At 38.8% G+C, this 13664-nt stretch carries 15 protein-coding genes and 1 riboswitch; of the genes, 9 read left to right on the top strand and 6 right to left on the bottom strand.

The features are described 5' to 3' along the window. Position 1 precedes the first annotated feature (1 nt). The gene (locus SCI76_RS12420; protein ID WP_243555742.1) at positions 2–694 is read right to left on the bottom strand and encodes a response regulator transcription factor; all 693 of its coding nucleotides are present in this window, start codon (positions 692–694) and stop codon (positions 2–4) included. Between the two features lie 190 nt (positions 695–884). On the opposite strand from SCI76_RS12420, the gene SCI76_RS12415 reads away from it, so the two are divergent. The 4 genes from SCI76_RS12415 (at position 885) to SCI76_RS12400 (ending at position 4662) form a co-directional block, all read left to right on the top strand. Continuing rightward, a complete protein-coding gene (locus SCI76_RS12415) occupies positions 885–1478 on the top strand; it encodes an undecaprenyl-diphosphatase (protein ID WP_014461896.1) in 594 nt (197 codons plus the stop codon). Between the two features lie 152 nt (positions 1479–1630). Continuing rightward, positions 1631–2050 carry an organic hydroperoxide resistance protein gene (locus tag SCI76_RS12410; protein WP_014461895.1) on the top strand — a complete coding sequence of 140 codons (420 nt, stop codon included), beginning with the start codon at positions 1631–1633 and terminating at the stop codon, positions 2048–2050. Positions 2051–2155: 105 nt separating this feature from the next. Further along, positions 2156–2339: riboswitch (cobalamin riboswitch) on the top strand. A gap of 132 nt (positions 2340–2471) precedes the next feature. Continuing rightward, positions 2472–3269, top strand: coding sequence for a sodium:proton antiporter (locus tag SCI76_RS12405; protein WP_394532550.1), 798 nt, complete (start codon positions 2472–2474; stop codon positions 3267–3269). Between the two features lie 229 nt (positions 3270–3498). After that, complete coding sequence (locus tag SCI76_RS12400) at positions 3499–4662, top strand: M20 family metallopeptidase (RefSeq protein WP_063248475.1); 1164 nt, start codon at positions 3499–3501, stop codon at positions 4660–4662. Between the two features lie 67 nt (positions 4663–4729). Here SCI76_RS12400 and SCI76_RS12395 read toward each other — a convergent pair whose 3' ends face one another. Next, the gene (locus SCI76_RS12395) at positions 4730–5152 is read right to left on the bottom strand and encodes a DoxX family protein (protein ID WP_014461891.1); all 423 of its coding nucleotides are present in this window, start codon (positions 5150–5152) and stop codon (positions 4730–4732) included. 305 nt (positions 5153–5457) lie between these two features. Between SCI76_RS12395 and SCI76_RS12390 the strand changes: the two genes are divergently transcribed. After that, on the top strand, positions 5458–5982 hold the full coding sequence (locus tag SCI76_RS12390) for a type 1 glutamine amidotransferase domain-containing protein (RefSeq protein ID WP_013055087.1): 525 nt from the start codon (positions 5458–5460) through the stop codon (positions 5980–5982). Positions 5983–6114: 132 nt separating this feature from the next. Here SCI76_RS12390 and SCI76_RS12385 read toward each other — a convergent pair whose 3' ends face one another. Next, positions 6115–6270, bottom strand: a complete 156-nt coding sequence (locus SCI76_RS12385; protein ID WP_014461889.1) for a hypothetical protein — start codon at positions 6268–6270, stop codon at positions 6115–6117. Positions 6271–6616: 346 nt separating this feature from the next. Here SCI76_RS12385 and SCI76_RS12380 point away from each other — a divergent pair, with 346 nt between their 5' ends. Next, positions 6617–7105 carry a DinB family protein gene (locus tag SCI76_RS12380; RefSeq protein ID WP_014461888.1) on the top strand — a complete coding sequence of 163 codons (489 nt, stop codon included), beginning with the start codon at positions 6617–6619 and terminating at the stop codon, positions 7103–7105. 24 nt (positions 7106–7129) lie between these two features. On the opposite strand, the gene SCI76_RS12375 is transcribed toward SCI76_RS12380, so the two are convergent. Then, positions 7130–7882, bottom strand: coding sequence for a lipase family protein (locus SCI76_RS12375; protein ID WP_407545227.1), 753 nt, complete (start codon positions 7880–7882; stop codon positions 7130–7132). 255 nt (positions 7883–8137) lie between these two features. Here SCI76_RS12375 and SCI76_RS12370 point away from each other — a divergent pair, with 255 nt between their 5' ends. Beyond that, the gene (locus SCI76_RS12370) at positions 8138–9592 is read left to right on the top strand and encodes a sodium:alanine symporter family protein (protein ID WP_042992364.1); all 1455 of its coding nucleotides are present in this window, start codon (positions 8138–8140) and stop codon (positions 9590–9592) included. A gap of 32 nt (positions 9593–9624) precedes the next feature. On the opposite strand, the gene SCI76_RS12365 is transcribed toward SCI76_RS12370, so the two are convergent. After that, complete coding sequence (locus SCI76_RS12365) at positions 9625–10680, bottom strand: aromatic acid exporter family protein (protein ID WP_221831856.1); 1056 nt, start codon at positions 10678–10680, stop codon at positions 9625–9627. 143 nt (positions 10681–10823) lie between these two features. Here SCI76_RS12365 and SCI76_RS12360 point away from each other — a divergent pair, with 143 nt between their 5' ends. Continuing rightward, on the top strand, positions 10824–11990 hold the full coding sequence (locus SCI76_RS12360) for a M20 family metallopeptidase (RefSeq protein ID WP_047751748.1): 1167 nt from the start codon (positions 10824–10826) through the stop codon (positions 11988–11990). Positions 11991–12044: 54 nt separating this feature from the next. Here the strand turns inward: SCI76_RS12360 and SCI76_RS12355 are convergent, their stop codons facing one another. Next, positions 12045–12500, bottom strand: a complete 456-nt coding sequence (locus SCI76_RS12355) for a ferritin-like domain-containing protein (RefSeq protein WP_063248471.1) — start codon at positions 12498–12500, stop codon at positions 12045–12047. A 151-nt stretch (positions 12501–12651) separates the two neighbouring features. On the opposite strand from SCI76_RS12355, the gene corA reads away from it, so the two are divergent. Continuing rightward, the gene (gene corA, locus SCI76_RS12350) at positions 12652–13617 is read left to right on the top strand and encodes a magnesium/cobalt transporter CorA (RefSeq protein ID WP_028412482.1); all 966 of its coding nucleotides are present in this window, start codon (positions 12652–12654) and stop codon (positions 13615–13617) included. The last annotated feature ends 47 nt before the right edge of the window (positions 13618–13664 follow it).

Below are 13664 nucleotides of genomic sequence, written 5' to 3'. Positions count from 1 at the left end.
GCTACTCCTTAAGCATATAGCCAACGCCGCGCACTGTTTGAATGTAGGGTGTTGAAAATGGAGCATCAATTTTTTTGCGCAAATAACGAATGTATACGTATACAATATTCGTGTCTCCGTAGTAATCGAATCCCCATACGTTTGTAAGAAGCTGTTCAAAGCTTAGCACTTGATTGTTGTTTTGAAGCATATAGACAAGTAAATCATATTCTTTAGGAGTCAGCTCAATAGCTTCATTTTCACGCGTGACTTCTCGCGTTTTTTCATTAACAACTAAAGTTCCTAGCTGCAGAGTATCTGCTTCTTTTTCAGCAGGAGATGCTGATGCAGGATGGCGAAGCCAGACGCGGATACGTGCAAAAAGCTCCTCAATTTGAAAAGGCTTTGTAATGTAATCGTTCGCTCCTAAATCTAGTCCGCTTACCTTATCAGGAAGGGCGTCTCGAGCGGTTAATAAGATAACGGGCGTCTGATCATCGTTTGCTCGAATGCGACGAAGTACTTCAAGTCCGCTCAGTTCAGGAAGCATCACATCTAAAAGCAGCAAATCCCAATTGTGTTCTTGAAACTCTGCCAATCCTTCTGTCCCTGTATAAGCCATGCCCGTTTCGTACCCTTCGTGTTCAAGCTCTAGCTGAATTAAACGAGCAATTTTGCGCTCATCTTCTACAATTAAAATTCTGCCTTTACTCAAAAAAATTCCCCCTTGTGTCTATGTATAGTTGCGTACATTATAGCATGGAGAGATTCGGGGTGTATAAATGATAAGGAAATCAATGGTTATTTACTAAATATATCAATAATAGCCCGAGAAATAATGTTCATTTTCTTCAGAAACTGATAAGATAGCTAATGACATTTAAAAATAAGAAAGGATTTCGATTATGTTATCAGCTATTAATTCAGTAGACTATACCATTTTCCATGCGGTGAATCAGTACGCCTCGCATGTGAAGTTTGTAGATTCGCTGATGGTATTCTTTGCAGATTATGCCCAGTATGTACTTATTGTTTTACTCGGCTTGTTTTTACTTATTAATAAAAACGGCAGCCGTGTTGTAGCATTCCAAGCTTTATGTGCTTGTGCCACAGGAGTCATTATCAATAAAGTGATTAGTTTATTTGCTTATCGAGATCGTCCATTTATCTCTCACCACGTGAATCAGCTTATTGATCACGCCGCGAATTCTTCATTTCCAAGCGATCATGCTACGTCTGCATTAGTTATCACTTTTACCATTTGGCTACATTTCAAACGTTCAGGGCGCATGTGGGTTGTAATGGGTGCACTCATTGCATTTTCACGCGTATGGGTTGGCGTTCACTATCCATTCGATGTGTTAACAGGAGCTATTCTAGGCTGCGTGCTCGCGTTGTTTATTCATTATGTTATTTTTAATACCAAAATTATGAGAGCTATTACCAATCTGTCTATTTTTCGAAAATCAGCTTATGACGGGCAGTCTCAATATTATTAAGAAAAAGCCGCAAATACGCGGCTTTTTTTATTGGGAAATTTTTAATGCATTTAATACTTGTTTTTTAAAATTAAATTGTGTACAATTAAATTACAGAAACGATAAACAAAAAACTTTTAATAAAATTACTAAAAAAGAGGAGAGATTTATACATGAAAGCTTTATATGAAACAACAGTCGTTAACACAGGTGGAAGAACAGGAGAAGTTCATTCTTTAGATAATATCTTTAATTTAGATGTTGCAACACCTCCAGCACTTGGTGGAGAAGCAACAACAGCAACAAACCCAGAGCAGCTATTTGCAGCTGGATACAGTGCTTGTTTCAACAGTGCGTTAGAATTTATGTTGAAAAAACATAACGTAGAAATCAAAAGCAGTGAAGTAAAAGCTACTGTTCAGCTGCTTCCAGATAAAGCTGATCAAGGAGTAAAAATTGCTGTAGCGCTTGAAGCTCATATCGAAGGCTTAGATTTAGAAACAGCGAAAAAATATGTAGACCTAGCCCACTCATACTGCCCGTATTCAAAAGCAATCAGCGGTAACGTAGACGTAACGGTAGAAGTAATTTAATTGCTTTAAAAATCCCTGCTAAGCATGTAAAGCTTAGCAGGGATTTTTTATTTGAATTTTCTCTATTCATTTGTAAGCGGTACTAGTATAATGAGGAAGAAAATGAATTATTCGCACAGTTTAGGTGCTCTTACATAGCGTAAGAGGTAACAGGGAATCGAGTGCAAATCTCGAGCGGTCCAGCCACTGTAAGCAGGGAGTTTTCTATCTTATCGTCACTCAAAACGGGGAAGGCGGTAGAAAATGATGATCTCAAGCCAGGAGACCTACCTATTCTGTACACTTGACTCTTCTAGGAAAGAGGCGGTGTATCAAGGTACGCAGTGAGCAATTGCTGTTTATTTTCATATGCCGACACATCCTCAATTTCTATAGAATTGAGGCTTTTTTACGTTTTATTTTAAAAAAAGGAGTGTAGGAAATGGAAGGTTTATCAGTTTTTTTACTTGTCTTTTTATTAGGAATCAGGCACGGATTGGATGCAGATCACTTAGCTTTTATTGATGGCCAGACCCGATATAATTGGCGAATGGGGAGCCGTTTTGCCCCGTGGGTCGGCACGCTGTTTTCACTAGGTCACGGAGGAATGGTGGCCGTCACGGCCGGGGTGCTTGGCGTGGTGATGAAGAATTTTACGTTTCCATCGTATTTCGATCATTTTGCATCCTGGGTATCCATTATCTCCCTCTTTCTAATCGGGACATTAAACACATATCATTTGCTTCGAACTAAAAACAAAGAAGAAGAGTTTCAGGTGAGCGGGTTAAAAGGGAAGTTTATTCCGAAAATCGCAAAAGGAACAACGAATCCTTTTTTAATTATTCTTGTAGGAGCGCTGTTTGCCCTAGCGGCTGAAACGGTCAGTCAAACGGCCGTGTGGTCTCTAGCTGTAGGGAACGCAGGCAAATATACGCCGCTTTTATTAGGACTAGTATTTATGTTTGGTATGATGCTGACAGATACAATCGATTCACTGATTGTACATAAAATGGTGAATGAATCGAGTAAGTTTGGGCAATCTGCTTCCCGCTTGATGGGCTGGGTTATTGTTATCCTCGCATACGGGGTGTCCTTCTACTTAGCATTCACTTTCTTTAATCCATGGGCCGAAGTAAACTTTGAAATGGTTGGCGTTATTTTGTTTGTTTTTTTAGTGTCTATGTTTGTTTTTGTAAGTGTGAAGTCAAAAGGGAAAAATATTAAAATAAATGTCAATTAGTCAAACGAAAGCTTTAATCTGTTGAAGATTGAAGCTTTTTTGTATGAATTTGTTGAAGTTTATGGCTATTTTCGGTCGGTTATGAATAAGTTAAAGTATTATCTATATTTAAAGGATGGAAAATTGTCTGAAAACCATTATAATTAAGGATAATTTAAGGTCGTTATGTGAAACGTAGAACATAGTTATACGTACGATAAATAAAAGCATTTAATGCAAGCAGCAGGGGTTGTTTGGAGGAGGAATTGATTTGAGTCAGGTAATGGTAGAACAAAGTGTATTTAGTTATTTAAAAGAACACGAACAAGAGATGCTTGAAGATTTAGTTGGATTTGTGAAAAAAGAATCACCGTCCTACAGTAAAGAGTTAGTAGATCAGTGTGGAATGTATTTAACGGAGCTGTTTCAAAAGCGTTTAGGAGTAGGCTACGAAATTATAGAAGAAAAAGAAGTAGGAAACCATTTGAAATTTACGATTGGAGAAGGAGAAAAGCAGCTTTTAATTATCGGTCACTTTGACACGGTATGGGAAAAGGGAAGGCTAAGTCTAAGAACAGAGGGAAACAAGCTGTACGGTCCGGGAATTTTAGACATGAAAGGCGGCATTGTGCAATCTATATGGGCGATTAAAGCGATTCAAGAGCTTGGCTTATCGCTCGATAAAAAAATTGTGTTTTTCTGCAATTCGGATGAAGAGATTGGGTCAATTTCTTCTAAAAAATACATTGAAGAAGAAGCACAAAGAAGTGAAGCAGTGCTAGTAGCAGAACCGGCGGTGGCGGGTTCAGGTGCGTTAAAAACGTCGCGCAAAGGAGCGGGAATTTTCACCGTAAAAGTATGGGGACGAGCAGCACACGCGGGTAATCACCACAAAGAAGGAATCAATGCGATTGAAGAGCTTGCGCGCCAAGTGATTTTCTTGCAGGGCTTAACAGATTATGAAAAAGGTACAACGGTGAACGTTGGAACATTTACGGGAGGCAGCGGTACAAATGTAGTGCCTGAATATGCAGAAGCACACGTAGATTTACGTGTTTCTACAGAAGAAGAAGCGAAACGTATGACGGATATTATTTTGAACTTAACACCCATCTTAAAAGGGATAAAGCTCGAAGTAACGGGAGGCATGAACCGTCCTCCGATGGTGAAGTCTAAACAAACGGAAGAGTTATTTGAATGCGCTCAGTCAATCGCGGCCAAACTGGGTATGAAATTAGAAGAAGCGGCTGTTGGCGGCGGAAGTGATGGCAATTTTACAGCGGCCATTGGTGTTCCCACGTTGGATGGATTAGGAGCATGCGGAAAAGGAATACATGCGGAATATGAACATATTCAAATTGATACGTTGTCCGAGCGCTCTTCTTTATTTGCGAATTTACTGCTTCAAATATAAAAAAAGCCCGCCTCAAACGGCGGGACTAACCTGAAAGCTTATATTGGGAGAGTATAAGCTTTCTTTTTTATTTACTGCTTTCTTCTTGAAGAGAAAAAGCAGTTTCTTTCTTTTTAAATACCACTTTATCAAGAGCAAGGAACTGGCTTCCTGCAAGAAATAGGTGAGCAGACATTGCAATTAAGGCGATATCAAACTCAAATCCGCCAACAAATCCGCTTTTAAGCTTGGCTGTGAAAATAGCGCCGAGCATTACTGCTATAAATAAAGCGCCTATGACTCTTGTTGCTAAACCAAGGATAATAAGAATACCACCTACAAGTTCAATTGTTGCCACAATATATGCCATGAAACCAGGGATTCCTAAGCTATCGAAGAACCCTACTGTATTTTCAATCCCGCCTTGCCATTTTTGAAAGCCGTGTACTAAAAATGTAAAACCTAATACTAAACGAATAATAAGTGAACCAATTTCGACGTTTTTATTCACTTTACTTCCTCCTTTAAGTGTATTTGAAAAACACTACATTATGTAGTGTGAAAGCCCGAAAAAAGAAATGTAGCAATTAAATCAGAAAGTCTTTCTTATTTGGATAATTTTACAACATTATGAACACTACACTACACATTGTAGTGTGGTGTTTGTCCCCAGTCAAGTGAAAATATAAAATTAGACAATTTGGCATACAAAAAATTTCTGAAGGGCACTTGAAAAATCCTTTAATTATGTACAATTTAGTTCCTTATTTTCAATCTTATTCTCCAACATGCTATACTGATGGCGGAGGTGTTACGATGCGCTTAGAAAATAAAAGAGTTATTGCGCTTGTTAGTGCAGACTTTGAAGATCTAGAACTATGGTATCCAGTGATGCGTCTTCGCGAAGAAGGAGCAGAAGTACATTTAGTTGGAGAAAAAGCAAACGAAACGTACATGGGGAAATACGGTGTTCCAGCCGTATCGGACTACGCATTTAAAGATGTTGATCCAGCTGAATATGACGCTATTTTAGTACCTGGAGGCTGGGCGCCGGATAAACTGCGCCGCTACCCTGAAGTAATTGAAATGGTTCGTCATATGGATGAACAGCAAAAGCCAATCGGCCAAATCTGCCATGCAGGATGGGTATTAATCTCTGCAAAAATCTTAGATGGCCGAAACGTAACAAGTACGCCAGGAATCAAAGATGATATGGAAAATGCGGGAGCTATTTGGCATGATGAAGCAGTCGTAATCGACGGCCACATCATTTCAAGTCGCCGTCCGCCAGACCTTCCTCCTTATGCAAAAGCATTTGCTGATGTACTAGCAGAGCAATAAGAAAAAAGCCGAAACCATATTGGTTTTGGCTTTTTTATAAGATTCCCTAAAAAAAGAAATGATAAAGTAAATAAAAAATCATCATTAAAAAAGCGAGCAGATGCATCTGCTCGCTTTCGTTCGTGTTTCTTATCAGTAACTTGCTTTTTGCAAGTGTAAAAACAAAATGATTACTTTCTTTATAAAATCCATGATTACGGTTTTTGTATGTTTCGTTGTTGTTAGGGCACAATTAGCATTGATTGTGCTTGCATGGATTTCATCCATTGCCGCGGTTTGTTTTTCCACATGATCGATTAACCTAAACGACGCAAGCCCTACCTCTCTTGCATCCTTACGGCTCCGAAGCCGATCCAGTGTGAATAAGTTTTGTTCAAAGACATGTGTCGAATGCCAGTATTTTTACCTTGCATTGTACGATACATCCTCTCAAGTTACTTTCACTATGTCTAGCTCTTAAAGAAAAGCCAGAAATCTAAATATAACACCCTGGTTAACCAATGTCAAATAGAAAATATGATTTTTTCACGTGAAACAATTGCAGTTAAAACAAGGTTAAGTAAAGGGATATCTTTTTTATATGGAAGAGTTTTTTGGTACGATAAGTTAGAGGAATCCTGGAGGAGGATGAAAAATGAACAAAAATGAACAGTTTCGAAATGATGTATTGAACAGTGTAGAATCATTAACATACGAACAATTAAATCAGCAGCCAGCATCTAATACATGGAGCGTTATGCAAGTATTAGAACATTTATATTTGATGGAGCGCATGATTGTTTCACGTGTAAAGGATCAGTTAGAAAACGGTGTAGATCAGCCCACTGAAGATAAGCCGTTTCATTTAGCGGTAGACCGTTCGCGAAAAGTAGATGCACCGGCTCAAGTTACGCCTTCTAATGAAAAGCAGACATTAGAAGAAATGAAGAGTAAGCTGGCAGAATCAAGAGAGGCTTTAGCAGAGTTAGAAGAAACAGCAAGTGAAGATAAGCTAAAGCAAAAATCATTTCCACACCCTGTATTTGGGTTAATGGATTTAAAGCAATGGATTGACTTTATTGGTTATCACGAAAAGCGTCATCAAGAACAAATAGAAGAAATCAAAGCAGCAATCGGTGCATAAAAAAACAGGCTTTCCGCCTGTTTTTTATTTTTGGACCAAAATAGGATAATCCGACATCATCCAAATGCCAACACTGTACGTTTGGGGATTATGGTTCCCTACGGTAGAACCTGTTTGAATGGTAAATGAGAGTTGAAGAGGGTCTTGATCGTAATAAATTGTTTGCTTGGTGGAAGGGGAATAGAGTCGCTTCGGAGGGATTTTAGGAACCGTATCCGTCGTGTTAACAAAGCAGCGGCTATTTGAAACAAGATTTGTGTATGTTTGAACGAATTGAGGATCACCTACTCGAGGAGCTCCGTAGTTGTACATTGTAACCTCTGGAAAAGATGCGTTTGTGGCGACATCTAAGGCATGAAGAGCAGCGAGTGCACCACCTAGGCTATGACCCGTTATATAAATGGGCTTGGTGGGAAGGGATTTATATGTTTCAAAAATTTCATCACGGCATGATTCGTAAACAGCTAAAAAACCTTCGTGGACGAGACCCGCTTGTTGATTGTATGGATAAGGGCGCTGCCGAATGCGAGCATCAGCAATCCAGTCTGCCTCAGATTGAGTTCCTCGAAAGGCAATCACAATGGCTTCATCAGATTCTAAAATAAAACCAAACCATTCTTGCACCCCTACGGCAGAAGCTTTAAACGATTTAATAAGCCGGTAGCCTTCAGGTACATCAAATGTGCCTCCCTGTGCGTATTGCTTATAAGCTAAGACGCACGCATAAAGAAGGTCTAGAGCTAAAGGACGATAAAATAAAGGCTCTATTCTCATCATTGTTTTTCACACCTTCTAATAGAAAATAACTCCTATAGCCTATGTGTTCCTGATAAGAAAGGTGCAGATATCTCTCTTTTGAAAGCGATAATTACGGAATGTAAACGGTTCATCGTTGGATGTTTTTGAGGATTTTATAAGTTTTTTTGTGTATTTTAACTAAAAAAAAGTTTTAATTTAGAGTTTTATTGTTAAAATTTATAATTTAACTTATAATTTAAAATAGTCTGAATAAAAAAATAAGGGGGTTATCTTTTGGAGCAATTTGTAACGAGTTTGAATAATGTGCTATGGAGCACGCCTGTTATTTATGGATGTCTTGCGATTGGCCTGTTTTTCTCAATTTTAACGAGGTTTTTGCAGGTAAGACACTTAAAAGACATGGTTATGCTTATGTTTCAGGGTAAAAGCTCAGAAGCAGGAGTTTCTTCCTTCCAAGCCCTGTCTTTAGCGCTGTCGGGACGAGTCGGAACAGGAAACATTGCTGGAGTGGCAACAGCTATCGCTTTTGGAGGTCCAGGAGCTGTATTTTGGATGTGGGCAGTTGCTTTTATTGGTGCTTCTAGTGCATTCATCGAATCAACACTTGCTCAAATTTATAAAGTTAAACAAGATGGCCAATATCGAGGTGGTCCAGCGTACTATATTGAAAAAGGAACAGGTATGAAATGGTATGGCATTTTATTTGCTATTGCAGCACTTGTTGCGATGAGTATCCTAATGCCGGGCGTTCAGTCTAACTCCATCGCGCTTGGCATCGACAATGCATTTGGCGTTAGTCCAACGGTTACAGCAGTAGGATTAGTTATTATTCTTGCTTTTATTATCTTTGGAGGCGTTAAGCGTATTGCAGGGGTGGCCCAATTCGTTGTACCTTTTATGGCACTTGGGTATATTATTTTAGCTCTTATCATTATTGCCATGAACATTTCCGAGTTGCCGGGAGTTATCGCTCTTATTTTTAAAAGTGCTTTTGCATTAGATTCTGCTTTTGGAGGAATTGTTGGTTTAGCTGTTTCTTGGGGAGTGAAGCGGGGCATTTATTCAAATGAAGCAGGACAAGGAACAGGGGCGCACGCAGCAGCTGCAGCAGAAGTTTCGCATCCTGCGAAACAAGGACTTGTACAAGCTTTTTCGGTTTATATTGACACCCTGTTCGTTTGTTCAGCAACGGCTTTTATGATTTTATTCACAGGCATGTACAATACGGAAGGACCAGGCGGTTCATTTATTATTTCGAATTTACCGGGTGTAGAAGCAGGACCTGGATTTACACAAGCTGCTATTGAAACAGTGTTACCTGGATTTGGGGCTGGTTTCGTGGCAGTTGCTCTATTTTTCTTCGCATTTACAACGATTATGGCTTATTATTACATCGCCGAGACAAATATTGCTTATCTAACTCGCGGAAAGAACGGAAAGTGGGCTATGTTTGCATTAAAGCTTGTCCTTCTAGGAGCTACGTTCTACGGGTCAGTTAAACAAGCATCACTAGCTTGGGCGCTAGGTGATGTGGGGCTTGGTATCATGGTATGGCTAAATTTAATTGCTATCTTAATTTTAGCTAAGCCTGCGTTAGTTGCATTAAAAGACTATGAAACTCAGAAAAAACAGGGGCTAGACCCTGTGTTTGATCCTGTTAAGCTAGGAATTAAAAATGCGGACTACTGGGAGAAAGAATATAAGAAAGATGAGTCACAAGTTTCGTAAACAAGAAAATCCTCACATATGTGAGGATTTTTTTATGAAGAAAGTGAGACAGGCGAATTGTTTAAGTTATAGCGTTCCTTCAAACAATGAATACGGTGTAGTTCTTCAAGCAGGTGATGAATCGCAAGAAGTTCGTACAGCATGGTTGTTTCTGTTGAAAAAGGCTGATCCACTCTGTTTTCTTCCTGCTTATGTGTCCAAAACCTTTGTTTTAAAGTCAAAACAAGCGTTTGATGCTGCAAAGAGCTTTTATATTGTTCATTTTGTAAGACGTTATGAAAGGAAGTGAAAGTGTCCCAAATCACTTGATGTTTTGCACTTTGAAGCTGGTGAGCAGGCAAATAAATTAAATTACCAATATGGTAGACAAGCTGCCTCATAAGTGAAAGTTTCTTATATTCATAGTGGAATTTTCTCATAGCTGTACGAGTGAAATGATGAAACTTCCATTCTTTTCGCTGATACTCACAAAGCGTTTCAATTTTTTCAATTTCAGCAGAAAGCTGCTGAAATTGAAGCTTTGTTTGTTTATGACAAGCGTGTACTTGAGAAAGTTCGCTTCCTCTTTGCTGTAAGACGCTACTCATTTGTTTTGAGAGATTTTGAATTTTCCTCGTAATAATCGGTGTATAATTAGGAGGAAGAACAATGATATTTACAAGTGAAGAAGTAAGCAGCCCAATACTAGTGGTCGCTAGGCGAATTAAAAATGATATGAAATAATGGTCGTGCACAATCGTCAGCATAGCCACTCCTGTTAGCGTTGCAACGAGTGTTCCGGCATGTAAACGCAATTTATAACAGGATATAATAGTAGAAACAGCAACAAGCATATAGGTAAGCGGCGTTACGCCTAAAAGAAATGTGTAAATCATGGCAAAAGCAGCTCCAATTGCTGAAGCAGGAAAGCGAATGAACGCTTTTTTGATAGAATCGGCAGCGGTTGGTTCAATCGTAACAATGGCTGTAATAACAGCGAGCATATACGGCCAGCCAACGGACTGACAAATGAGTGCAGTCAAAAAAACGGCAATGCCTGTTTTAATAATACGACCGCCTAAAAAATTAAATTTTTTTACGTTAATCATTATGCATACCTTCTTTAAAACAGTTAGTAGTTTAATTATAAGGCATATTAAGGTGATAGGAAAACACGTCTTAAAAACTAGCTTTCAAAAAACGAATAAATATACTATAATTTGTTTAAATATTTAAAAGAGGAGTACAACTAATGAAACAATTAATAAATGAAACAATTAATAAATTACAGGATACATTTTATGATGTAAGCAAATATATTGGACAAAATCCTGAGCTTGGCCATGAAGAATTTAAGGCTTGCAAAGCATTAACAGATGTTTTAAAAGAACAAGGGTTCACAGTTGAAATTGGTACATGTGACTTGCCAACGGCTTTTACCGCTGTTTATGACAGTCAAAAGCCAGGTCCATCGATTGGGTTTATGGCAGAGTACGATGCTTTGCCGGATCTCGGACACGCATGCGGACATAACTTAATTGGAACCATGTCAATTGCCGCTGGTATTGGTCTGAGTAAAGCAGTCGCAGAAACGGGCGGTAAAATATACGTATACGGAACGCCTGCAGAGGAAACACGAGGCGGCAAAGTAACGATGGCTGAACAAGGTATTTTTAATCATTTAGACGTAGCTATGATGGTGCACCCTTATTACTGTCATCAAAAAAGCGGGCGTTCTCTTGCGATGGATGCGATTCAGTTTGAGTTCTTCGGAAAATCTGCACATGCAGCCGCTGCCCCTCATGAAGGAATCAATGCGCTAGACGGTGTATTACAAACGTTCAATAGCATTAATGCGCTTCGCCAGCATGTGAAGCCGGATGTACGTATTCATGGAGTGATTACAGAGGGTGGCAAGGCGGCCAACGTTGTACCGGATTATGCAGTAGCGCAATTTTATGTTCGCGCTTCAACTCGTGCATATGTAGATGAAGTAACAGATAAGGTGAAGGCATGTGCACATGGTGCTGCTTTAGCGACGGGAACAAAATTAAAAATCTCAAACTATGAGTTTTCTTATGATGATATGCAAACGAATCAAACATTATCCGACGTCTATACAAATAATCTCATCTCATTAGGTGTGAGCGAGCAAAGCATTACGGAAGACCAAGGCGATCATGGATCTTTAGATATGGGGAATGTGAGTCAGGTTGTTCCGGCTATTCATCCGTATATTCAAATTTGTGATGATTATTTTGTTTGTCATACGCACGAATTTAGAGAAGCAGCTTTAAGTGAGCAAGGAAGAGAAGCAATGATACTTGGTGCAAAAACAATGGCATTAACAGGGTATGACGTATTAACAAATCAAACGCTGCTCCAAAAAATTAAAGAAGAATTTAATGCTACAAAGTAAGAGATAATAATAAAACCATACTAAATAATACGCTTGCAGTGGCAAGCGTATTATTTAGTATGAGAAGTGGGACTGAATGGTTCGAAAAATTTGACCGTGGCGCTGTTCATCTCTCGCAGCTCGAACAATACGGCTTTGAATTCGAGCATTTGTGATTCTTCTAGCGATTGATTGATAAAATGGAACGGTTTCTACTTCATCTTTAATGGATTCAGAGACCCCTTCTTGAAAAGTATTTGGCAGTTTTATGTTTAATGAAATCTGTGGGTAGCTGCCTGATAAATCATAATAGGCTTTAGAAAACCAGTCAAAGTGTTTAATTTCATCCTGCCGAATACCTAATATAGCTTGTTGAAACTGATCATTAGGAGCCAGCTCTGCTAGGCGTGTATAGTAGTGAATAGCAGAAAACTCATCGTTTACAGCTTTGTTTATATCTCTTAAAAGCTGTTCGTCTAGTCTTGTATCATCTTCCCAATATTCTTCATGCCGGGAGTAAAATTCATACATATGGATATACCTCCTCACCGTTTTGTTCTCTTGTCGTCACCATCATCGTATGTATAGACAAGAAAAGGCGTACATTAAAAGAAAAAAGTTTAACAAAATGGTAAAAAGGGTATGTGCAGAGAATAGTATCAAAAAAGACAGAGGTTATCTTATGATTAAAATTGTAGCTAAAACCAAAGAAGGGGCTATTAAAGAGATAGAAATGAATGAGATTCGTTCAAGCCATGACTTTCAATGGTATTGGGTTGATTTTTACAATCCCACCGAGGAAGAAAAAAAGCAGCTTGAACAATTTAATTTTCATCCTTTAGCAGTTGAGGACTGTTTGAATCAAGGTCAGCGGGCTAAATTTGAGTTGTATGATGAGCATTATTTTTTAGTGTATTATGCACTTCATAAAGAAGAGCTTGAGCACTTAGAAGTATCTGCATTTGTGGGGGATAACTTTTTAGTCACTTACCACTTGGACAAGCTAACGAGCGTGGCTAGAGTGTGGGAGCTTATCAAAAAAGACCCTGAGGCTACCGAAGATGGAACATGGGATATCATGTATGAACTCTTAGATCATACCGTTGATGAATACTTCCCTGTGCTTTATAAATTTGAAGATCACATAGACGACATTGAAGACAATGCAAAAGACGAACCTATGGATGAACTAATGAGGCAGCTTTATGACATCCGAAGTGATTTGTCACGAATGCGCCGGATTTTAAACCCCATGAGAGATTTAATGTATCGTATTATGTCAACCAATGCGTTAAAAGCAAAAGAGCAGGTTCGCTATTTTAATGATATTTATGACCACCTATTAAATATGATTGAAATTATGCAAGCAAGCAGGGATTTGTCAAATGATATTCGAGAAAGCTTTATGTCCATCAACTCGGATCGTATGAATTCAATCATGTTTACGCTAACGCTGATGTCAGCTATTTTCTTACCGTTGACGTTTATTGCTGGCCTCTATGGCATGAACTTTTCATATATGCCGGAACTGACGGGAAAATATAATTATTTTATTGTACTGGGCATTATGATTGGGCTTGTAGGCGTAATGGTCTTTGCCTTTTATAAAATGGGATGGTTCAAATATCGAAAAGGACCTAAACTATAAAGTAGATTGTTAACCTTCCTGTATAAATGTTCATCAACTCAGTAAAA

The sequence above is a fragment of the Priestia sp. HNGD-A6 genome (genome assembly GCF_045784335.1).
GTDB classification, from domain to species: Bacteria; Bacillota; Bacilli; order Bacillales; family Bacillaceae_H; genus Priestia; species Priestia zanthoxyli.
Note: the sequence above shows the minus strand (reverse complement) of the source record. Positions and strands in the feature narration are given on the sequence as shown.